Genomic DNA, 22,139 nt, shown 5'->3' with positions numbered 1-22,139 from the left:
CCTCAATATCAAACCAGAATCAGATTATCGCGGTGAACCAGCTCAGGCTCCGCCATATAACCCAACAGACCGACAATCGCATCCGACGACTGCCCGATAATTTTTTGCGCTTCCTGGGCACTGTAGTTGGCCAGGCCGCGAGCAATCTCCCTACCGTCCGGCGCCACACACACCACCATCTCTCCGCGACGGAAGCCACCCTGAACCGCCTTCACCCCCACCGGCAACAAGCTTTTGTTGCCCTTGGACAAAGCAACGACAGCCCCCTCGTCCAGTACCAGCGTGCCACGGGTTTGCAAATGACCGGCCAGCCACTGCTTGCGCGCTGCCAGCATGCCACGCTCGGGAGACAGCAAAGTCCCCAGCCGCTCACCCGCCTTGAGACGATCCAGTACGCGCTCCAGGCGCCCACCGACAATAATCGTATGAGCACCTGAACGCGCAGCCAGACGCGCTGCACGCAACTTGGTCTGCATGCCGCCACGCCCTAGCGCACCCCCGGTGCCACCCGCCACCGCATCCAGCGCAGGATCGTCGGCTCGTGCCTCGTAGATCATTTTCGCATCAGGGTTATTGCGCGGATCAGCATCAAACATGCCGTCGCGGTCAGTCAGGATCACCAGCAGATCCGCCTCGACCAGATTGGCCACCAGCGCTGCCAGCGTATCGTTATCACCGAAACGGATTTCGTCAGTGACCACCGTGTCATTTTCATTGATGACCGGAATCACGCCCAACTCCACCAGCGCACGCAAGGTGCTACGGGCATTCAGGTAACGCTTGCGATCAGACAGGTCATCATGGGTCAGCAAGATTTGCGCGGTGTGCCGCGAATGCTCGGCAAAGCTCGACTCCCAGGCCTGCACCAACCCCATTTGACCAATGGCCGCAGCGGCTTGCAGCTCATGCATGGCACTCGGTCGTACCGTCCAGCCCAAACGGCTCATGCCTGCCGCTACCGCGCCCGAAGACACCAGCACCAGCTCAACGCCGGCCTCGTGCAAGGCCACCATCTGCTCGACCCAAACGCCCATCGCAGCGCGATCCAGGCCTTTACCATCCGCTGTCAGCAATGCGCTACCGATCTTTACGACCCAACGCCGCGCACCCGTCACCTTGCTCCGCATCATCATCCAACCTATGCCTGAGGACGGCGCGACCGAGCGCCACCCATGGAATTATTTTTGATTACCGTTTCGTAGATGCTAAAACGCCGCTCTAGTGAGCGGCGCTGTAGTTTACTGCAACGAATCAGTCGCGGACGTAAATGATTTCCGGACCATCTTCATCATCAACATCTTCTTCGTCCCAGTCATCTTCACCGATGTCGTGGACGCTCTTCACGCCACTGCGACGCAGGGCACGCTTGTCATCCAGCGCCTGCAACTGCGCACGCGCCTCGTCCTCGATGCGCTGATCAAGCTCGGCCAGCTCTTCTTTGTAAGCCGGATCATTGGCCAGACGGTCAGCACGGTCTTCCAGGTAACGCATGATGTCGTGACACAGCTTCTCTGTACCGATCTTGGCAATGGCCGAAATCACATACACAGGGCCAGTCCACTCAAGGCGATCAACCACCTCCTTGACCCGCGCATCATGCTCTTCCTGAGGCAACTGATCGCACTTGTTCAGGATCAACCAGCGATCACGCTCAGCCAGAGACGGGCTGAACTTGGTCAGCTCATTAACAATGACTTCAGCGGTATCTGCAGCACTTTCAGTGCCTTCAACCGGAGCCATGTCCACGAGGTGCAGCAACAGACGCGTACGCGCCAAGTGCTTGAGGAAGCGAATCCCAAGGCCTGCACCGTCGGAAGCGCCTTCGATCAAGCCCGGGATATCGGCAATCACAAAGCTTTTCCAGCGATCAACACTGACCACACCCAGGTTAGGCACCAGAGTGGTAAACGGATAATCCGCCACTTTTGGCTTGGCTGCAGATACCGAGCGAATAAAGGTGCTTTTGCCCGCATTCGGCAAGCCCAGCAGACCCACGTCAGCCAGTACTTTCAACTCCAGTTTCAGGTCACGCTGCTCACCCGGCTTACCCGGAGTGGTCTGGCGCGGAGCCCGGTTGGTACTGGACTTGAAACGCGTGTTACCCAGGCCGTGCCAGCCGCCATGCACAACCAGCAAACGCTGGCCAGCCTTGGTCAGGTCACCAATGATCTCCTGAGTACCCGCATCGATCACCGTCGTGCCGACCGGAACGCGCAGCACCATGTCCTCACCCTTGCGCCCCGTACAGTCGGCGCTGCCACCATTCGAGCCACGCTGGGCGTCGAAGTGACGGGTGTAACGGTAGTCAACCAGGGTGTTGAGGTTTTCGTCAGCGACCATGTAGATCGAGCCACCATCACCACCATCACCACCGTTCGGACCACCGTTTTCGATGAACTTCTCGCGACGGAAACTCATGCAACCGTTACCACCGTCGCCAGCTTTTACCTTGATCGATACTTCATCAACAAACTTCATAACAAAACGCCTCTCGTCATCAGGACGAGCCGATAAACACTAAGACATAAGACTCTTGCAAAAATGAGCGCAGCGACCTCAATCAACGACCGTTAAATCCAGCGCCAGCAGCCCATACAAACAGTTTTGCAAGAGACTCACCCCACAAACGAAAAAGCCCCGTCGCAAGACAGGGCTCTTCCAGCTACCAAGCTATTACGCCGCGACGACTGCAGTCTTCGGAACGATGCTTACATAGCGACGACCGAAGGCGCCTTTAACCTGGAACTTGATCACGCCTTCCACTTTCGCGAACAGGGTGTGATCTTTACCCATACCAACGCCGTAGCCAGCGTGGAATTGGGTGCCGCGCTGACGCACGATGATGTTGCCCGGAATGATAGCCTGGCCGCCATACATCTTAACGCCAAGGCGTTTGGCTTCTGAGTCGCGACCGTTACGGGTACTACCACCAGCTTTTTTGTGTGCCATGAGTCAATTCTCCTAGTGAGGAATTAGGCTGAAATTAAGCCTGAATACCGGTGATTTTGATCTCGGTGTACCACTGGCGGTGGCCCATACGCTTCATGTGGTGCTTACGACGACGGAACTTGATGATGCGGATCTTGTCGTGACGACCTTGGGAAATCACTTCAGCCACTACGGTAGCGCCAGGAACAACTGGTGCGCCGATGTTTACGTCATCGCCATTGCCAACCAACAAAACGCGATCAAAGGTAACGGATTCGCCAGTAGCGATTTCCAGTTTCTCGATCTTCAGGTATTCACCTGGTGCTACTTTGTACTGCTTACCACCGGTAACGATTACTGCGTACATGGTATTTCTCCGATAATCCTGCTCACCCAGCGCTTTATAGGTAAAGGTATTGGCTGGCATGGCTGCATGGGGCTGGAACGGCCCAAGTGCAATTGCGTAAGGCAGGTGCTGCCCAGGAAGTTCAGGGTGCGCGATTGTACGCAAGGCAAGTCAGGGTTGCAAGGGGCCGTCCATCTCGCCTTGACAGGCCCAGCCCCCCGACCTAGCATGCCGCGCAACCCTTCTGGAGCACCTGTCGCTGATGCAACCCCAAGCTTTCTACCACGCGGTGGCGGACGATTTTAGCGCCGTAGACTGCATCATCAAGAAGCAGCTGACTTCCCGCGTACCGCTGGTCTCAAAAATCGGCGACTACATCACCTCGGCCGGCGGCAAACGTCTTCGTCCTTTATTAGTGTTGCTGTGTGGTAAGGCCCTGGGCCGCGAAGGCGACGATATGCGTCTGCTCGCCGCGACCATTGAGTTCCTGCATACCGCCACCCTGCTGCACGATGACGTGGTCGACATGTCGGGCATGCGCCGTGGCCGTAAAACCGCTAACGCCACGTGGGGCAACGCGCCAAGCGTGCTGGTCGGCGACTTCCTGTACTCGCGCTCGTTCGAGATGATGGTTGAGCTAGGCTCGATGCCAGTGATGAAAATCCTGTCGCAAGCCACTCGCATCATTGCTGAAGGTGAAGTACTGCAGCTGTCCAAGGTTCGTGACGCCAGCACCACTGAAGAAACCTACATGGAAGTGATTCGCGGCAAAACCGCGATGCTTTTCGAGGCTTCGACCCACAGTGCGGCTGCCCTGGCTGGCGCAACTGCGCAGCAGAGCGAAGCCTTGCGCACCTTTGGCGATCACCTGGGCGTGGCTTTCCAGCTGGTGGACGACCTGCTCGACTACCGCGGCGACGCCGAAACCCTGGGCAAGAACGTCGGTGACGATCTGGCAGAAGGCAAACCGACGCTGCCACTGATCTACACCATGCGCGAAGGCACGCCGGAACAAGCAGCCCTGGTCCGCAAAGCCATCCAGAAAGGCGGCATTGAAGACCTCGAAAGCATTCGCGACGCCGTGGAATCTTCCGGCGCCCTGGATTACACCGCCCAGTTGGCCCGGGATTATGTAGCCCGTGCAATTGAATGCCTGGAAGCGCTGCCACCGAGCCAGTACCGCGATGCACTGGTCGAGCTGAGCGAATTTGCAGTGGCCCGTACGCACTGAGTTTGCACACGACCTGTAGCAGCTGCCGAAGGCTGCGTTCGGCCACGAAGCGGTCGTCTACCCTGAGCATGCGGTGTATCTGATACACCGCGATATCTGACCCTGCGGCGGCTTCGCCGCCGGACGCAGCCTCGGACCTCGGCAACTGCTACGGGTCGGCCACAACCGCGAATCCCCCCCTTCCCGCTAAAACCCTATACAATACGCGCCTTTAGCCATCCTGACCCTTAAGGAGCTTTAGTGAGCACGTTGCCACCCTGCCCAAAATGCAATTCCGAATACACCTACGAAGACGGCACTCAGCTGATCTGTCCGGAATGCGCCCATGAGTGGTCCGCCAGCGGCGACGCTGAAGTCGACACTGACGTCAAAGTCTACAAAGACTCTGCAGGCAATGTTCTGGTCGACGGCGACACCATCACCGTGATCAAGGACCTGAAAATCAAAGGCACCTCACTGGTGGTCAAAGTGGGTACCAAGGTCAAAAACATTCGCCTGTGTGATGGCGACCACGATATCGACTGCAAAATCGACGGTATCGGCCCGATGAAGCTCAAGTCCGAGTTCGTCCGCAAGGTCTGATTCTGCTGCATTCCTTCCTGCGCCCGGCGCAGGAAGGTGCTGTACTGCCCGCCTCCCTCGCTACGCTCCCGCCAAATCGCCTCCGCGATCTCAAAAAGCCAGCCCCCTTGACCTGCAGCAGCTCTTGAGCGGAAAAACCGGAAATCTGCCAATAGGCACTTGCTATTAATTGAATAAGAATTATTCTCATTGATATTCATCAAGGAGATGACGACCATGACTTATTTAATTGATGCCTGGCTGGACCGTCCACATCCCTATCTGCGAATCCTCCATCGGGAAACCGGAGAAGTCTGCGCAGTACTGGAAGAAGAAGCCCTCAACGAGCTACAGGATCAGGGAGATCTGGATTTTTCGGGACTTAACTCAAGCGAACCGTTGGTGCTCAAGGAGCTGGTGCGCAATTTGTTTCTGTTTTGCTATGCCCGGGCATTGCGCCCCGTCGGCACCAGTGACACTCACGAGCATCACGCCAAAATAGAACTATGAAGCTCCCATCAGGGAAGCGGGCCTGGCGATGCAGACGACTTCGTGTCGCCCTCATCGCCAGTACACCCGCGACCACCGTTAAAGCGCTGTGTTCTTACAGAACGTCCAGCAGCTCAACGTCGAACACCAGCACGCTGTGCGGAGCAATGCTGCCAACGCCTTGAGCGCCGTAAGCCAGTTCGCTCGGCACGTAGATGCGCCATTTGCTGCCGGCATTCATCAGTTGCAGGGCTTCGGTCCAGCCAGCGATCACGCCGCCAACCGGGAATTCGGCAGGCTGGCCACGATCGTAGGAGCTGTCAAAGACAGTGCCGTCGATCAGGGTGCCGTGGTAGTGAACACGTACAGTGTCCTCACGGGATGGCTTGGCGCCTTCGCCCGCAGTAACCACTTCAAATTGCAGGCCCGAAGCCAGAGTGGTGATGCCATCTTTCTTGGCGTTTTCAGCCAGAAAAGCCTTGCCTTCACCTGCAGCAGCTTCTGCTTTGGCAGCTGCTTCAGCTTGCATGATCTCGCGGATCACTTTGAAGCTGGCAGACAGCTCTTCCTGACCTACACGGCTCGGCTGACCTGCGAAAGCGTCAGTCAGGCCGGCCAGGATTGCATCCAGGCTCACGCCCGGTGGCGGGTTGTCGCGCAGCTGGTCACCCAGCTGACGGCCAATGCCGTAGCTGACACGGGTTTCGTCGGTCGACAGATTTACTTCGGACATAACACTGCTCCGCTGTGGGGTATCCAGGAAAAGCTGTCTTTCAACCGCCAGCCCCGAACACCCTGAACCAAAAAAGGGCGAGCAGACTACCACAGCCCCCAAAGCCTTCGCAGCCCGGGATCGTGTACACGCCGCCCTGTAGATGCATCAGTGCTTGGTCAGCTTGTCCAGGTAACCCATCGCAAACGCGGACACCACAAAAGTCATATGAATGATCACGTACCACATCAGGTACTCGGTCTCGATGTTGCGTGCATCCATGAAGACCCGCAGCAGATGGATTGAGGAGATGGCCACAATCGACGCCGCCACTTTCATCTTCAGCGACGTGGAGTCCATGGTGCCCAACCAGCTGAGCTTCTCTTTATGTTCATCGATGTCCAGTTGCGAGACGAAGTTCTCGTAGCCTGAAATCATCACCATGACCAGCAAACCGCCCACCAGCGCCATGTCGATCAGCGAAAGAATGACCAGGATCAAGTCCGACTCGGTCAATGCAAACACGTTGGGGATAACGTGAAACACTTCCTGAAAGAACTTCAACGCCAGCGCCAGCAGGCCCAGCGATAGCCCGAAGTAGATGGGCGCCAAAATCCAGCGCGAGGCATACATTGCGTTTTCGATAAAGCGTTCCATTGAATCTCACAGGACGTATAAAAATGGGCGCGAGTATATCAGTGAGAAAACTGCATAGAGAAAGTCTTGGAACAGCCGGTAAAAACTTTTTCTGCTAGTGTCCTCTTTCTCAGCACCGCTTACGGACAGGAAAATTCAACAATGGATCTGCGTCTCCCCTTGGTGTGTCTCGGGATTTCAATGGCTCTGCTCGTCACGAGCGGCTGCTCCCCTGAGGACAAGCACTCACAGGCCAGCCTGGAAGAAAGGACCGCAGCCTTCGAAAAGAGCCTCGACACCCTTCAGGATCCGCAACTGAAAGATGCCGTCGCCGAGTTGGGTGGTTCATTGTTATTGCTGGAGCGTGCGCGCCTCAAATTGCAAGACATGCCGATCCAGACCGAATACGGTGAGGATGACCTTGCATTGCTCAAGCATTACCCCGACAGCCAGACCCTGAGCGATACCTACATCAACGGCCTGTTTATCCTGCGCAGAAACAACAGCTCCGATTATCTGACCGATCTAGAGCCCGTCTTCCCGTTTTCCTCCAGCGGTGCTTCCGAGTTCCCCTTCCCCCATACACTGGAATGGCAGTCCGTAACCCTGAGCAATCAACAAGTAGTGACCTTTCAGAACGAGTGGTCTGAAACCGATCCAGGCATACAGCTCAGCCCCTCCAGCGCCAACGTGAGCAATCCGGATGACCTGACCGTCACCTATCCCTTTACCGACGGGATAGAAATCCAGAACAGCCAGCAACCTCAGCCCGTGATGCTGCAGGGTACCGTCGAGGTGGTGGCACCGGCTAACGTGGTCCACTTCAACCTGACCGCCAAGGACGTGGGCCATACCCGCACAGAAGGCACGATCAGCGTGACCTTGCTCGCACTGGGTAACAACTTTGCGGAAGTAGAGATCTCCAACAGCGCCCCAGTGGCCGAGCAAGTGCGCGATCTGCCGCTTGACCCTCTGATCATCCAGGCGCGCGACACTTCCGGGCAGTTCCTGTCCCACGCAGGTGCTATCAACCAGAACGCCGAACAACTTGCGTTTTATCAACAGCAACTGGCCCGGATGCTCAAGCAGACCGAATGGAGCGCCTCCTTCGCCCAGCAACTGGATGACGAGCAACAGGCTTTTGAGCGCAAGCATCCGGGGCAGTACAGCAAGGTGTATTTCAAAGGTGCCATCGAACAGCTCGACGTCAGCGTGCTCGACTTTTCCAGGGCAGACATCACCCGCAAGGCGCTTAAGCTGCCCGTACACCGACTCGACAAAACAATCGCAGGAAAAGAGATTGAGCCGCTGCCGATCCCTGTGGTGGTGTACGACGATCAGGCCGCCAACTACCTGAAAGATGCCGCTCTGGACCCAGAGCACCTGAAACAGCAAGTGGTGATCATCCAGTCAGTCGAGGATGCCAGCGCCGCCACGCTTGAATTCACCCATCCCGCTACGTTCAATGACGAGCTGCTCGGAACACTGCCTGAAACATCCATCGCGCCTGTCACCTTCTTCGCCGAAGATGAAAACGGCAAGCGCAGCGATCCTCTGGAGCTGCCTGCGGAGGCCTTTGATATCGATCCGGAAACCGGGGTGATCACTTACGACCTCAATCTGTTCCCGGAAACACCGGCGTATGCGGTCGGCTCGATGCCCATGTATATCGCTGCCATTGATAAGCACACGCTGGAAGTAGCCCATCTACCCAAGGGCCTTGAGCTCAAAGGCAATGCGCTGGTGGTTGACCAGGCATTATTCCCTTCCGAGGCCTGGCGCTTTTATGCAAAAGACGCCACCGGCAACTACCTGAAGAAAGCCCTCGCCGTGAGCCACAGTGCGGAGCCACACGGGCCGGCCCTGTTCGATGTGCATTACTTTTATGGTCAGCCGACTCAGTTTGAAAGCTACACACGCACTGACCTGACGCCTGTTCAATACGGCTTCGAGGTCAAGCTGGACAAGGTACCTGCTGATTAACGCGAGGCGCGGCAACGCCCGCTGTTGAGCTGCCGCAACTGGGCCTGCACATGCAGGCACCAGATTTGCGGGTCGTCCGCCAACTGATAGCCGTGCAATGTCAGGTTTTCAACAATCGAGTCGAGAATGGTTTCAGCCACGAACGGGCCAGGAAAAGGGCCTTGAGACTTGATCGTAGTCGGTTGCTCACCGGCCAGTCCTGCTGCGAAAAGCAGCGTCCACATCCCCGTGTTGCCTGCCAACGGGCGAATGCTGCATTCAATTCGCGTCACCAGGCCCAGGCACTGGCGGGTAAGACAAAGGTTGCGCGACATGGCGGCGACCCTCTAGATCCTGTCCTCAGCCACACTGCGGGCTGCATCGTTCCAGTGACGACAGTGGATGTCCTTGAGCTGAGAATAGAAGAGTTTTCTGACAACGCCATGTTTTACGACAGCTGCTACAGGATGCCCTCGAACCTGTAGCAGTTGACGAGTAGAACGAGGCTACGTCGCTCAGCTCGACCACTGCTACAACCGGTCACGTTAGCGTTACGCTGGTTTTGCCTCGGCCAGAGCCTCGGCAGCCAGCTCTTTCTCTGCTTCCTTGAGGTCGTCGTCGCTGATCATTTCGGCAATCACTCGCAGTCGTTCCACCACCCGGGCATTGACGCTGCCCTCAGGGAACTGGCCTTCTGCATCCGGTTCACCGGCAGGTTCACCGACCAGCAGGCTCAAGGCTTCGTCTGCCTGGCGCACCGCGTACACATGAAACTTGCCCGCCCGCACCGCCTGCAGCACTTTTTCGTCAAGCATCAAGGTCGCCACGTTGGCTTGCGGGATGATTGCCCCCTGCTCGCCTGTAAGACCTCGCGCTTCGCATAGTCGGAAGAAGCCTTCGATTTTTTCGTTGACCCCGCCTACGGCCTGAACTTCGCCAAACTGGTTGATCGAGCCGGTGATTGCAAAGCATTGCTTGAGCGGGGTTTTCGACAGCGCCGAAATCAGCGTACAGGCCTCGCCCAGCGATGCACTGTCGCCATCGACGTAACCGTACGACTGCTCCAGCGCGATGCTGGCCGAGATCGCCAACGGAAACTCCTGGGCGTAACGGCTGCCCAGGTACCCGGTCAGGATCATCACGCCCTTGGAGTGAATCGGCTGCCCGAGGTTGACCTCTCGTTCAATGTCGACAATACCGCTGCCGCCCGGGTACACCGTGGCCGAGATCCGCGCCGGTACACCGAACGCCGAATCGCCGACTTCCAGCACGGTCAGACCGTTGCATTTGCCCACCGCTGCACCGTCGGTATCAATCAGGATGATGCCGGCCAGCATGTCGTCGAGAATCCGCGCCGACACGCGGCCGGTGCGCGTAGCCTTGGCCTTGAGGGCACGTTCGATGTGCCCGGCGTCGGTCATCTCATCGTTGGCCAGATGGCGAATGAAGTCCGCCTCACTGACCAGTTGGAACAAGTCGCCGATACGCGCCGACAAACGCCCCTGATGCTCGGCCAAGCGTGCACTGTAGGTCGCCAGGCGCGCAACGGCGTCAGCGGTCAACGGTGCCATGCCCTCTTCACAGGTGCGTGTGGTCAGCAACTGAGCGAACTGCTCGAGGCTTTCATCAACCATCGGGATGTCTTCATCGAAGTCCACCAACACCCGGAACATCTCCTGGAAATCGGGATCCAGGTCTTGCAGCGTGTAATACAACTGGCGCGCACCGATGATGACCACCTTCACCTGCAGCGGGATCATTTCCGGGCTCAGCGTCACGGTGGCCAGTCGGCCCATTTCACCGAGCGGCGACTCCATTTTCAGTTTGCGTGATTGCAGAGCGCGCTTAAGGGCGTCCCATACGAAAGGCTCGCTCAGCATCTTTTCGGCTTCAAGAATCAAAAAGCCGCCATTGGCTCGGTGCAAGGCGCCGGGACGCAGCTGCCGATACGTGGTGTAGAGCGCGCCCTGATCAGTGCTGTACTCAATACGGCCAAACAGGTTGTCGTAGGTCGGATGCGGTTCGAAAACGACCGGCGCGCCCCCGCTCATGGGCTGGCCGACCACCAGACTTGGCAAGTATTGTTCTTCGAGCAACTTGCGCGCCTGGGCATCGGTCTTGCTGTCTTCGACCAGTTGCTCGACCACGGTTTTCAGCAAGTAGACCTGCATCGCCTGCAAGTAACCGCACACCGCAGCATTTTCGGCGTACTTTTTAGACAACGGCGCCAGCAACGGTTGCAAAGCCAGCGTGATGGTTTCTTCGTTCAACTGGCGCAGCTGATTGTTTGACTCGCGCTTCCACTGCGGCAAGCTGGCCAGCTCTTCGTTCAGGCGCTCTTCAAGCGCTGAAATATCCTCATGGAAGCGCTCACGCTCTTCGTCGGGCAGTTGCGAGAACTCGGCTTCATCCAGCGCCTTGCCATCACTCATCGGGGTGAAGGCAACGTTGCTGCTGTCGCGGTAAAGCGCAACGCCTTTTTCCAGGGCCAGACGCTCGATCACATCCAGGGCGCGGTCGTAACGTTGATTGAAGCCCCGATCGATAGCGCTTTTACGCTGCTGATACGTCGGGTGTTCAAACACGGCGGGAAAGGTCGCCAGCAGATTATCGATCAGGCCATTGATATCACCGATAAAAGCACCCGCTGAACTGGCGGGCAGCTCCAGGGCGCGCGGCTCGCGTGGCTCATCGAAATTATTGACATAGACCCAGTCGCTCGGCGACGTCAGGCGCTTGCCTTCAGCCTTGAGGTAGCGTTTGACGAACGAGAAGCGACCCGTACCCGGCTCGCCCATGACAAATACGTTGTAACCCGGACGCGGCATGGCCACGCCGAACTGCAAGGCTTCGACCGCACGTTCCTGGCCGAGAATGCCGCGAAAGGGTTCCAAATCATTGGTGGTAGAGAAGCTGAACTGTTCAGCGGAGAACGGACGGGTTAGCGCGTCAGGCGCTAGACGCAAGCTGGCAGCAACAGAATCAGGCATCGGGCTTCCTTACATCGGGCGGGGCAGATGGCAGCATTCTGGCGCTGGCCGTGTACCACTGGCAAGGCGCACAACGCGTGAAAAGCCAGAGCCCCGCATTTACGGGCCAAAAAGGCCCTCGCTTGATGAATGTTTTACAAAAAAACACGGAACCCGCCGATCGTGCCTAGACTCCAACTTGTTACGCGGCTGGAAGTGATAACTGGCCCGTACTGGCTCGGTAAGGCCAGACACCCTTGTCCATTGGTTGCATACACATAGAGAACACAGCTTATGAAACGGATTCTTCTCGGTACTCTCTTTACTGTTGTTTCCCTCAATGCCATGGCGCAAGCACCAGGTGGCCCGAACTGCGGTTGGGGCAACATGCTGTTTGACGGCCAGCGCGGAACCCCTGCCCACTTCCTGGCTTCAACCACCAACGGCACGTCCGGCAACGCTACCTTCGGTATGACTTCAGGCACCAACGGTTGCACCACCAAGGACGCACTGACCTACGGCGGAAAATCGTGGATTGCCATGAATGGCATGATCAACGAACTGTCCGAAGACATGGCCAAAGGCAATGGCGAAGCACTGACCACCTACGCCGTTGTCCTGGGTGTCGCCCCTGAAGACCGTGCTCATTTCGCCGCGGTAACCCATGAGCACTTCCAGCAAATCTTCAGCAAGGCCGATGTAACGGCTGAAGATGTGCATACCAACACACTGGCTATCCTCAAAGGCGATGCTCGCCTGGCCAAGTACGCCACCGCTGCGTAAATGAGACCTGCCCGCTCCTTCGGGAGCGGGTATTCTCGAGCTTCATCATCTCCATTGTCTGACAACAGTTGCCCACCATGCTCAAACGCCTTGCCTATCTGGCGCTCTGTGCCTGTACCCCGCTGTATGCCGCACCTCATATCGACAATCAACGGTTGCAGCAGTTGGCCAATGATCCTTTCTGGATATCTCTCGGGCATTACGAGGCCGGCAAGCTCGGCGGCTGGCGCAGCTATGTCAGCGATGACAAATTCTTTCTTGCCCCCGACGGCGCTCATCACCCGGACGCCGAACTGCGTGCCACGGTCGACGCGTTGTATGCACCACTGAGCCTTGGGGACAAACACCCGCAATGCGTCTACCCGGCTCGCACCCGCTGGCTCAAGGATCAGCTGAACCTGACCGGCCTGCCCAAGGCCGAATGCACAGAGTTCAACCAATGGTTCAAGGATGTGGCCCCCCACAGTACGGTGATGATTTTCCCGGCGGCCTATCTCAATAGCCCCTCGTCCATGTTCGGTCATACGTTATTGCGCATCGATCAGGCCGACGTACAAAGCAACAAGACCGCCCTGCTCAGCTACGCAATCAACTTCGGGGCCTACATCGAAGGTTCCGACAACAGCATCCTGTACGCCTGGAAGGGCTTGGCAGGCGGGTATCCAGGCCTGTTCGCCCTGGTGCCCTATCAGGAAAAACTCTCGGAGTACCGCAGCCTCGAAAACCGCGACCTCTGGGAATACAGGCTGAACCTGACCCCCGAAGAAACCCGGCGCATGGTCGAGCATGTGTGGGAGTTGAAGCAGATCAAGTTCGACTATTTTTTCTTCGACGAAAACTGTTCGTATCGCCTGCTCGAATTGCTGCAAGTAGCACGCCCCGGCTTGCAACTGACCAGCCAGTTCCCGTTGACCGCCATTCCTACAGACACTGTCAAAGCGGTCAAGGAAGCCGGCCTTGTCGAAAGCATCGAGTACCGGCCTTCGCGCGAACGCGAGCTGCTGGATCGTGCCAAAGCACTGGACCCTGAAGAGCAGCAATGGGTCTTGCAGGTCAGCGCGGATCAAACGCAACTGCAAAGCCCGACGTTCAAGGCGCTGCCCAAAGACCGTCAGGCGCTGATCATCGATGCGGCTTACCGTCTTGAGCGCTATCGGGCCAATGGCCTTGAGCGCGATACGTCACGCTCACAGCGCAGCTTTGAACTGCTGCGAGCGATCAACCAGAACCCTGCGCCCGAACTACAGGTCGAACAGCCCGAACTCCCGGAAAACGGCCACGAGTCCCGCACCTGGCAACTGGGCGCCGGCAGCCGTGACGATACGGCGTTTGCCGAGTACGGCCTGCGCATGGCCTACCACGACCTGAACGACAACAGCCCGGGCTTCCCGCTGGGCGCACAAATTGAAATCCTGCAGCTCAAACTGCGCCAGTACGAAGGTAATCATTGGCAAGTTCAGCAGCTTGATCTGGCCAATATCCGCTCGTTGACCCCGCGCAACGACTTGCTCAAACCCTGGTCATGGCAAGTGGGAGGCGGGCTTGAGCGCGTACTGGGCAAGCACGGCGATGAAACACTCGTCACCCACGTCAACGGCGGCGCAGGCGGAACCTGGCAACTGGGCGAAAACCTGCTGGGCTTTGCCTTGGGAACCCTGCGCGTGGAGCACAACAATGACTTCGCCGCCTTTGTGTCCCCGGCTGCCGGCTTCAACACCGGCCTGCTGTGGCGCAACCCTGTGGGTAACTTGAGCCTGGAAGCCAAGGGCGACTACTTCGCCAACGGTGAAATCCGGCGCAGTATCAGTTTGAATCAGCAGTGGGAAATCTCGCGAAACCTGGGTCTGCGAGTGAGCGCAGAACGGGCATTCAGCCACTTTGCATCCCCGGTCAACGAGGTGATGCTGGAACTGAAGTGGTATCACTATTAAATGGAGTTGTCAGAACATGGCCGTTAACTGCACATCCCTTGAGCAAGTCCGTGAGCACATCGACGGGCTTGATCGCAAAATCGTCAGCCTGATCGCCGAGCGTGGCGCTTACGTCTCGCAAGCCGCAAGCTTCAAAAAAGACAGCGAAGCCGTGAAAGCCCCGCAGCGGGTTGAGCAGGTCATTGCCAAGGTGAGGTCATTGGCACAAGAACTGGGGGCCAATGCGGGCATCACCGAAAGCGTCTACCGCGCCATGATCGCGGCTTTCATCCAGCAGGAACTGACCGAGCACTCCGCGCTGCAGGCAGCCGATCAAGCCGGCCGAACCTATCGCGCCAAATAATCTGAACGCCGCGCCCTGAGCAGGCTCTCAATTCTATGGATCATACGGAGTTGCTGCCATGAGCCGCGCGTTTGTGAACGAAGACAATGCCGCTGACCAGGCCAATGCCCCCATTGAGCGACAGGTCAGTGACCAGCCCAATTACGTCACCGCCAGTGGACTGGCGCAGCTGCAAGCCCGGGTGCACGAACTGCAGCGTCTGCACAGCGAAGAGTCCGCCCGCAATGATGCCGCCGACAAACAGCGCTTAGCCGACCTCGAACGCGACTTGCGTTATTTCAATCAACGCCTGAAAAGCGCCCATGAGATCGCCCCTGCGTCATCGACGCAGACCGTACAGATTGGGAGCTGGGTCACCTATGCCGACGACCAGGGCCATGAACAGCGGGTGCAGTTGGTCGGGGAGGACCAGGCCGATGCGGCCCGTGGGCTGATCAACTGGGGCTCGCCCTTGGGTCGCGCACTGCTGGGTGCGCAACTGGGCGACGAAGTGCTGTGGGTTCGACCTGCCGGGGATCTGCAGGTCGAAATCATCAGGATTGAGCCGGCTTACACCACACCCTGAGCCAGCATCGCGTCAGCCACTTTGACGAAGCCCGCAATATTGGCGCCTTTAACGTAGTTGATCCGGCCGTTTTCTTCACCGTAATGCACGCACGCGTGGTGAATCGACTGCATGATGTTGTGCAACTTGCTGTCCACTTCACCCGCGGTCCACAACAGACGCATGGCGTTTTGCGACATTTCCAGACCGCTCACCGCAACGCCACCGGCGTTGGACGCCTTGCCCGGGGCAAACAGAATGCCAGCTTCGATAAACAGATCGACTGCCTCAAGGGTGGTCGGCATGTTTGCACCTTCCGCCACGCACACGCAGCCATTGCTCAGCAGCGTCCGCGCGGCATCGGCATCCAGCTCGTTCTGAGTGGCGCACGGCAGGGCGATGTCACATGCCAGATTCCATGGGTGCTGACCGGCCAGAAATTCCAGGCCAAACTGTTCGGCCAGCTGGCTGATACGCCCACGCTTGACGTTTTTCAGGTCCATCAGCGCCAGCCATTGCTCTTCGTTCAACCCCGCTTCGCAATACAACGTGCCTTCGGAGTCCGACAGCGAAATTACCTTGGCGCCCAGGTCCATGACCTTACGAGCAGCGTATTGCGCCACATTACCCGAGCCCGAAATAGCTACGCGTTTGCCATCAATGCGCTGACCGCTGCGTTTGAGCATTTCCTGGGCGAAGTACACGCAACCAAACCCGGTGGCTTCCGGGCGAATCAGGCTGCCGCCGTAGCTCATGCCCTTACCGGTGAACACTGAAGTGAACTGGTTGCTCAGGCGCTTGTATTGGCCAAACATGAAGCCGATTTCCCGTGCGCCAACACCGATATCGCCTGCAGGCACATCGACATCAGAACCGATATGACGATACAGCTCACTCATGAATGCCTGACAGAAGCGCATGACCTCTGCGTCGCTCTTGCCCTTGGGATTGAAATCCGAGCCACCTTTACCGCCACCCATCGGCAACGAGGTCAGGGAATTTTTGAAGGTTTGTTCAAAGGCCAGGAATTTCAGTACCCCCAGGTTCACTGACGGATGGAAGCGCAGACCGCCCTTGTAAGGACCGATGGCGCTGTTCATCTGGATACGGAATCCGCGGTTGACCCGTACCTTTCCTTCGTCATCGACCCACGATACGCGGAACACAATCGCACGCTCAGGTTCGCAAATACGCTCAAGAACCCCTGAGTTCAGATAATGCGGATTAGCCTCAAGAAAGGGCCAAAGACTACGCAGTACTTCTTCCACGGCCTGGTGGAATTCAGGCTGGTCCGGGTCGCGTTTTTTCAGGCGGGATAGGAACTGGTCGACGGATTCGATCATGGGGAAGTCTCGGCAAATTTGTTGTCGTTAAACGGAGATTGGCCAGAACTCTATCAATTCATGCCGCACCGCGACAGCGCAAAATGTCGCAGTTATGAATTTAAATGGTGCTTATATATAAATTAAGTCGATTTAACGGTGTTTTGCGCACCATAAAAGTGATTTCTGTACCCAGTTTTGCACCACCGATAGAGCAGCCAACAACCTGCGCCCAACAAAAAACGGAGCCCGAAGGCTCCGTTTTTTTGCTGCTTACCGGCCTTACTGGGCCAGTTTTTTATGACGCACGCGGTGCGGCTGGTTGGCCGCTTCGCCGAGGCGTTTTTTACGGTCAGCTTCGTACTCGGTGTAGTTGCCTTCAAAGAAGACCGCTTGCGAGTCGTCTTCGTACGCCAGGATGTGAGTCGCGACACGGTCCAGGAACCACCGATCGTGAGAGATCACAATGGCAGCGCCAGGGAAGTCCAGCAGTGCCTCTTCGAGCGAACGCAAGGTCTCAACGTCAAGGTCGTTGGACGGTTCGTCGAGCAGCAGCACGTTGGCGCCCTCTTTCAAGGTCAGGGCCAGGTGCAGACGACCCCGCTCACCACCGGACAGGTCCTTGACGAACTTCTGCTGGTCGCCACCTTTGAAGTTGAAGCGGCCCACGTAGGTACGCGACGGGATTTCATAGTTGCCGATGCGAATCACATCGGAACCATCAGAAATCGCCTGGAATACAGTCTTGCTGCCATCCAGGTCGTCACGGCTCTGGTCCACGCATGCCAGTTGCACGGTTTCACCGATTTCGATGCTGCCCGAATCCGGTTGTTCCTTACCCATCAGCATGCGGAACAGAGTGGATTTACCGGCACCGTTACCACCGATCACGCCCACGATCGCGCCTTTAGGCATGGCGAACGACAGGTTATCGATCAACACGCGATCGCCATAACCCTTGGACACGTTCTTGAACTCGATAACCTTGTCACCCAGGCGCGGACCGGCCGGGATGTAGATTTCGTTGGTTTCGCTGCGCTTCTGGAATTCCTGCGATTGCAGTTCTTCGAAGCGTTGCAGACGGGCCTTGGATTTGGACTGACGCGCCTTGGCACCCTTGCGAACCCATTCCAGCTCGTCTTTCATGGCCTTTTCATGGGCCGACTGCTGCTTGGACTCGGCGGCCAGACGATCGGACTTGGCTTCCAGCCAACCCGAGTAGTTGCCCTCGTAAGGGATACCCGCACCGCGGTCGAGTTCCAGAATCCAGCCCGCGACGTTATCCAGGAAGTAACGGTCGTGCGTAATCGCAACCACGGTACCCGGGAAGTCGTGCAGGAAGTGCTCCAGCCAGGCGACGGAATCGGCGTCCAGGTGGTTGGTCGGTTCGTCGAGCAGCAGCATGTCCGGGGCCGACAGCAGCAGGCGGCACAAGGCCACACGACGCTTCTCACCACCCGACAGATGTTCAACCTTGGCGTCCCAGGCCGGCAGACGCAGCGCATCGGCCGCGACTTCGAGCTGGCGCTCCAGGTTGTGCCCGTCGCTTGCCTGCAGGATCGATTCCAGCTTGGCCTGTTCTGCCGCCAGCTTGTCGAAGTCGGCATCCGGGTCGGCGTATTCGGCGTAAACCTGGTCCAGACGCGCTTGAGCGTCCTTGATCACGCTAACGGCTTCTTCCACCACTTCGCGTACGGTTTTGCTTGGATCCAGTTGCGGCTCTTGCGGCAAGTAACCGATGTTCAAGTCCGGCATCGGGCGGGCTTCGCCGTCGAACTCGGTGTCGACGCCAGCCATGATCTTCAACAGGGTTGATTTACCCGAGCCGTTCAGGCCGAGGACGCCGATTTTGGCGCCCGGGAAAAATGACAGGGAGATGTTTTTCAGGATTTCCCGCTTCGGCGGAACAACTTTGCTCAGCCGATGCATGGTGAATACGTATTGAGCCATGGAGAACCTAGCGTCAGTGACTGGTGAATAAGGCGCGAGCGCTGCCCGGGTCAGGCCATAGCAGTAAGTCAGCGATTGATGGTGATCAATCCCTGCTCGCAGAAAAAGCCTGAGTGTAGGAGCTCCGGAGGGTGTTCTCAATGAGTTCCCCCCGCTTGGGCGTGGAAACTCATTGAGAATGCCCCCACTGCCCCGCGTAACCGGCAAAGCTACCTTAATGCGGTGAACAGGGCAAACCAGCGCAGACCAAGCGTCGACCGGCAGGATCACCGCCCGCCCGATCTCACCCGACGCCCTCTCGCAAGCGCCCCTTGGCCAAAGCATCGGGCTGCCCGAACACGTTTGAGCCGCCTTTCAATTTGAATCATCTGTGCCGTGAATCGCTTTCATATGCCAGATAAAACCCATTGAGTTAGAATGCCCTCCTTTTCTGCCCCCCCGATCCTTGAGGACCGCCATGTTCAGCCGTGATTTGACACTTGCCAAGTTCGACGCCGACCTTTTTGCCGCCATGGAGCAAGAAGCTCAGCGCCAGGAAGAACACATTGAGCTGATCGCTTCGGAAAACTACACCAGCCCAGCGGTCATGGAAGCTCAAGGCTCGGTACTGACCAACAAGTACGCCGAAGGTTATCCAGGCAAGCGTTACTACGGCGGCTGCGAATACGTCGACGTGGTTGAGCAACTGGCCATCGACCGTGCAAAAGAGCTGTTCGGCGCCGATTACGCCAACGTTCAGCCTCACGCCGGTTCCCAGGCCAACAGCGCTGTCTACCTGGCCCTGCTGTCGGCTGGCGACACCATCCTGGGCATGAGCCTGGCCCACGGCGGTCACTTGACCCACGGCGCCAGCGTTTCGTCCTCGGGTAAGCTGTACAACGCCATCCAGTACGGCATCGACGCCAACGGCCTGATCGACTACGACGAAGTCGAGCGCCTGGCGGTTGAGCACAAACCAAAAATGATCGTTGCCGGTTTCTCGGCCTACTCGCAGATCCTCGACTTCCCGCGTTTCCGCGCAATCGCTGACAAGGTAGGCGCCTACCTGTTCGTCGACATGGCTCACGTAGCCGGTCTGGTCGCTGCAGGCGTTTACCCGAACCCGGTTCCATTTGCTGACGTGGTCACCACCACCACCCACAAAACCCTGCGCGGCCCACGTGGCGGCCTGATCCTGGCCAAAGCCAACGCCGACATCGAGAAAAAGCTGAATTCGGCTGTTTTCCCGGGTTCGCAAGGCGGCCCGCTGGAGCACGTCATCGCCGCCAAGGCCGTGTGCTTCAAAGAAGCCCTGCAACCTGAGTTCAAGGCTTACCAGCAACAAGTGGTGAAGAACGCCCAGGCCATGGCCTCGGTGTTCATCGAGCGTGGTTTTGACGTGGTTTCGGGCGGTACTGAAAACCACCTGTTCCTGCTGTCGCTGATCAAGCAGGACATCTCGGGTAAAGATGCTGACGCCGCACTGGGCAAAGCGTTCATCACCGTGAACAAAAACTCCGTACCGAACGATCCACGTTCCCCGTTCGTGACCTCCGGCCTGCGTTTCGGCACCCCGGCTGTCACCACTCGCGGCTTCAAAGTCGAAGAGTGCCGTGAACTGGCCACCTGGATCTGCGACATCCTGGCTGACATCAACAACGAAGCCGTTATCGACGCCGTTCGCGAGAAAGTCAAAGCCATCTGCGCCAAGCTGCCTGTTTACGGCAACTGAGTGTAAATAGCTGAATAAAAAGCCCGGCTCTTGAGCCGGGCTTTTTTGTGGGCAACTTTTGTAGCCGCTGACGAGGCATAACAATCGCAGCCTTACCTGGGCTGCAAACGCCAGCCCAACACGTTCAGCAAGTCGCAGCCGTCGCGCAGCAAGAGCATGGCGGTGGTGGACAGGTGTTTAAGGTCAACAGCGTCCGCCTCTTGAACGTCACGACTGGAAAAGGTTTCCATGAGTTGGGTCACGGCCAGTACACGGGCAGTGGCGTTGGCGTGCAATACGTCGAGGGGAGCGTTGCGGTCGATCAGTAAGGCGGGGATGGTGCAGTCGATTGCGGTGAGCGGTATGAATGGTGAATTAGTCATAAGTAAATCTCTTGGGTATAGAGTTTGAACCATCTGTTTTCGTCGCCAAACGAAAACAGGTGGCCGCTGTACGCGGGTTGGCGAACCGGTGTACCCAAGAATCCCCGGCAGATCCGAAGATCTCCCACGTACAACTGCCATAAAGCACAGCGAGCAAAATACACGCTCAGCCATATTTAGCAATTGGGCAGTACTCTTGGGTAACTCCAGGTCGCCAAACCCGGCCGCCCTTTTGGGCGAGCGCTGACTATAGGCGCCGTCATGATCGTGCAGCAATTGGCAAAGCTGTGCGAAGTATCCTGAAAATCCGTGGGGTCTCAGCGACTCAAAAAAACCGCTCCCTCCGGGAGAGGGCTGGGGTGAGGGCCAGGCGTTACTCAAGACTCAAGCCGGGCAAAACCCTCCCGAATCCTGGCTTCAGGCAGGTCGTCAGCAATAAAGACCATCACGCTTTCACGGGTCTCCCCCTCAACCCATTCGGTGTCCCAATCAAAGCCGTATAGTTTGAGCACACCCTGAAACACCAGCCGCCGGTCTTCACCGGCAATGTTGAGCACGCCTTTGTAACGCAGCAGTTGCTTGCCGTGCTCTTCCAGCAGCTCGTTCATGAATTCACTGAGGCGGTCGATGTCCAGCGCTTGGTCGGTGCGCAGTACCAGGCTGGAAATACGGTCAATCGACGATGCCCGCGGCACCGGGCGCAAGCTCAGGCCACCGCCCAAATCCGCGTTCAGGTTAAATCCGCGTACATCCAGCAGTTCAGCCAGGTCGATCTTGCCGTGCTCGACCACCCGAATCGGCGCTCGACGGTTAATGCGGGTCAGGCGTTCACACAGCGCGTCGAACGTGGAGTCGTCCACCAGGTCACGCTTGCTCACCAGCAACCGGTCAGCGAAGCCGACTTGCGCCTGGGCGATGGTTTGGCTCAGGTGTATATCGGCATGGGCGGCATCCACCAGGGTGATAATGCCGTCCAGCAGGTAACGCTCTCGCAGTTCTTCGTCGATAAAAAAAGTTTGCGCCACGGGCGCCGGATCAGCCAGACCGGTGCATTCGATCACCAGGCGGTCGAACGCAATTTCGCCGCTGTCCAGACGCTCGAGCAGCAGGTAGAGGGCTTTGGTCAGGTCGGTGTGAATGGTGCAGCACACACAGCCATTGGCCAGGGTCATGACTTGCACTGGCTCGTCACCCAGCAGTTGGGTGTCGATCCCGGCATCGCTGAACTCGTTTTCGATCACCGCGATTTTCAAGCCGTGCTCGGCCTTTAGCAGGTAGCGCAGCAAGGTGGTTTTGCCAGCCCCCAGAAAGCCGCTGAGGATGGTGACGGGAATTGGAGAGGACATGCGAAGTCTCCTT

21 protein-coding genes are annotated in these 22,139 nt (G+C 57.6%); 9 read left to right on the top strand and 12 right to left on the bottom strand.

Annotation, left to right across the window (positions count from 1 at the left end; all coding sequences use genetic code 11):
- Positions 1–8: 8 nt before the first annotated feature.
- From proB to rplU, 4 genes are all read right to left on the bottom strand, one after another.
- Complete coding sequence (gene proB / locus DQN55_RS03700; RefSeq protein WP_048378460.1) at positions 9–1,127, bottom strand: glutamate 5-kinase; 1,119 nt, start codon at positions 1,125–1,127, stop codon at positions 9–11.
- 124 nt (positions 1,128–1,251) lie between these two features.
- The gene (cgtA, locus tag DQN55_RS03695; protein ID WP_048378245.1) at positions 1,252–2,478 is read right to left on the bottom strand and encodes an Obg family GTPase CgtA; all 1,227 of its coding nucleotides are present in this window, start codon (positions 2,476–2,478) and stop codon (positions 1,252–1,254) included.
- 195 nt (positions 2,479–2,673) lie between these two features.
- The gene (gene rpmA / locus DQN55_RS03690) at positions 2,674–2,949 is read right to left on the bottom strand and encodes a 50S ribosomal protein L27 (protein WP_003443913.1); all 276 of its coding nucleotides are present in this window, start codon (positions 2,947–2,949) and stop codon (positions 2,674–2,676) included.
- A gap of 34 nt (positions 2,950–2,983) precedes the next feature.
- Complete coding sequence (gene rplU, locus DQN55_RS03685) at positions 2,984–3,295, bottom strand: 50S ribosomal protein L21 (protein WP_048378246.1); 312 nt, start codon at positions 3,293–3,295, stop codon at positions 2,984–2,986.
- 241 nt (positions 3,296–3,536) lie between these two features.
- Between rplU and DQN55_RS03680 the strand changes: the two genes are divergently transcribed.
- The 3 genes from DQN55_RS03680 to DQN55_RS03670 all read left to right on the top strand — a co-directional run bounded on the left by DQN55_RS03680 (position 3,537) and on the right by DQN55_RS03670 (position 5,576).
- Positions 3,537–4,505, top strand: coding sequence for a polyprenyl synthetase family protein (locus DQN55_RS03680; RefSeq protein ID WP_048378247.1), 969 nt, complete (start codon positions 3,537–3,539; stop codon positions 4,503–4,505).
- 240 nt (positions 4,506–4,745) lie between these two features.
- Positions 4,746–5,087: a zinc ribbon domain-containing protein YjdM gene (locus tag DQN55_RS03675; protein WP_048378248.1), complete on the top strand. Its 342-nt coding sequence runs from the start codon at positions 4,746–4,748 to the stop codon at positions 5,085–5,087.
- Between the two features lie 216 nt (positions 5,088–5,303).
- Positions 5,304–5,576, top strand: a complete 273-nt coding sequence (locus DQN55_RS03670; protein WP_048378249.1) for a PA4570 family protein — start codon at positions 5,304–5,306, stop codon at positions 5,574–5,576.
- A gap of 94 nt (positions 5,577–5,670) precedes the next feature.
- Here DQN55_RS03670 and DQN55_RS03665 read toward each other — a convergent pair whose 3' ends face one another.
- A complete protein-coding gene (locus DQN55_RS03665) occupies positions 5,671–6,288 on the bottom strand; it encodes an FKBP-type peptidyl-prolyl cis-trans isomerase (RefSeq protein WP_048378250.1) in 618 nt (205 codons plus the stop codon).
- A 147-nt stretch (positions 6,289–6,435) separates the two neighbouring features.
- Positions 6,436–6,924: a TIGR00645 family protein gene (locus DQN55_RS03660; protein WP_016779412.1), complete on the bottom strand. Its 489-nt coding sequence runs from the start codon at positions 6,922–6,924 to the stop codon at positions 6,436–6,438.
- A 141-nt stretch (positions 6,925–7,065) separates the two neighbouring features.
- Between DQN55_RS03660 and DQN55_RS03655 the strand changes: the two genes are divergently transcribed.
- A complete protein-coding gene (locus DQN55_RS03655; RefSeq protein ID WP_048378251.1) occupies positions 7,066–8,886 on the top strand; it encodes a hypothetical protein in 1,821 nt (606 codons plus the stop codon).
- Here DQN55_RS03655 and DQN55_RS03650 read toward each other — a convergent pair.
- Together DQN55_RS03650 and DQN55_RS03645 are read right to left on the bottom strand one after the other, a co-directional pair.
- Positions 8,883–9,200, bottom strand: a complete 318-nt coding sequence (locus DQN55_RS03650) for a PA4575 family protein (protein ID WP_048378252.1) — start codon at positions 9,198–9,200, stop codon at positions 8,883–8,885. The two genes, DQN55_RS03655 and DQN55_RS03650, sit on opposite strands and share 4 nt — an antisense overlap.
- A gap of 216 nt (positions 9,201–9,416) precedes the next feature.
- Entirely contained in the window at positions 9,417–11,855 is a 2,439-nt protein-coding gene (locus DQN55_RS03645; RefSeq protein ID WP_048378253.1) for a Lon protease family protein, read from the bottom strand.
- A gap of 273 nt (positions 11,856–12,128) precedes the next feature.
- On the opposite strand from DQN55_RS03645, the gene DQN55_RS03640 reads away from it, so the two are divergent.
- From DQN55_RS03640 to DQN55_RS03625, 4 genes are all read left to right on the top strand, one after another.
- On the top strand, positions 12,129–12,617 hold the full coding sequence (locus DQN55_RS03640) for a DUF3015 domain-containing protein (protein WP_048378254.1): 489 nt from the start codon (positions 12,129–12,131) through the stop codon (positions 12,615–12,617).
- A gap of 77 nt (positions 12,618–12,694) precedes the next feature.
- Positions 12,695–14,548: an Lnb N-terminal periplasmic domain-containing protein gene (locus DQN55_RS03635; protein ID WP_048378255.1), complete on the top strand. Its 1,854-nt coding sequence runs from the start codon at positions 12,695–12,697 to the stop codon at positions 14,546–14,548.
- Positions 14,549–14,564: 16 nt separating this feature from the next.
- A complete protein-coding gene (locus DQN55_RS03630) occupies positions 14,565–14,891 on the top strand; it encodes a chorismate mutase (protein WP_048378256.1) in 327 nt (108 codons plus the stop codon).
- 58 nt (positions 14,892–14,949) lie between these two features.
- Positions 14,950–15,456: a GreA/GreB family elongation factor gene (locus DQN55_RS03625; RefSeq protein WP_048378257.1), complete on the top strand. Its 507-nt coding sequence runs from the start codon at positions 14,950–14,952 to the stop codon at positions 15,454–15,456.
- On the opposite strand, the gene gdhA is transcribed toward DQN55_RS03625, so the two are convergent.
- Positions 15,441–16,778, bottom strand: coding sequence for an NADP-specific glutamate dehydrogenase (gene gdhA, locus DQN55_RS03620; RefSeq protein WP_048378258.1), 1,338 nt, complete (start codon positions 16,776–16,778; stop codon positions 15,441–15,443). The two genes, DQN55_RS03625 and gdhA, sit on opposite strands and share 16 nt — an antisense overlap.
- 261 nt (positions 16,779–17,039) lie before the next feature.
- Positions 17,040–18,707: an energy-dependent translational throttle protein EttA gene (gene ettA / locus DQN55_RS03615; protein WP_048378259.1), complete on the bottom strand. Its 1,668-nt coding sequence runs from the start codon at positions 18,705–18,707 to the stop codon at positions 17,040–17,042.
- Positions 18,708–19,164: 457 nt separating this feature from the next.
- On the opposite strand from ettA, the gene glyA reads away from it, so the two are divergent.
- The gene (glyA, locus tag DQN55_RS03610) at positions 19,165–20,418 is read left to right on the top strand and encodes a serine hydroxymethyltransferase (RefSeq protein ID WP_019824044.1); all 1,254 of its coding nucleotides are present in this window, start codon (positions 19,165–19,167) and stop codon (positions 20,416–20,418) included.
- 92 nt (positions 20,419–20,510) lie between these two features.
- Here the strand turns inward: glyA and DQN55_RS03605 are convergent, their stop codons facing one another.
- Both DQN55_RS03605 and yjiA read right to left on the bottom strand, forming a co-directional pair.
- Positions 20,511–20,780: a hypothetical protein gene (locus tag DQN55_RS03605; RefSeq protein WP_048378260.1), complete on the bottom strand. Its 270-nt coding sequence runs from the start codon at positions 20,778–20,780 to the stop codon at positions 20,511–20,513.
- Positions 20,781–21,157: 377 nt separating this feature from the next.
- Positions 21,158–22,126, bottom strand: a complete 969-nt coding sequence (gene yjiA, locus DQN55_RS03600) for a GTPase (protein ID WP_048378261.1) — start codon at positions 22,124–22,126, stop codon at positions 21,158–21,160.
- Between the last annotated feature and the right edge of the window lie 13 nt (positions 22,127–22,139).

The sequence above is a fragment of the Pseudomonas taetrolens genome (genome assembly GCF_900475285.1).
Taxonomy (GTDB): domain Bacteria; phylum Pseudomonadota; class Gammaproteobacteria; order Pseudomonadales; family Pseudomonadaceae; genus Aquipseudomonas; species Aquipseudomonas taetrolens.
This window is presented reverse-complemented; position numbering and strand designations above follow the sequence as displayed.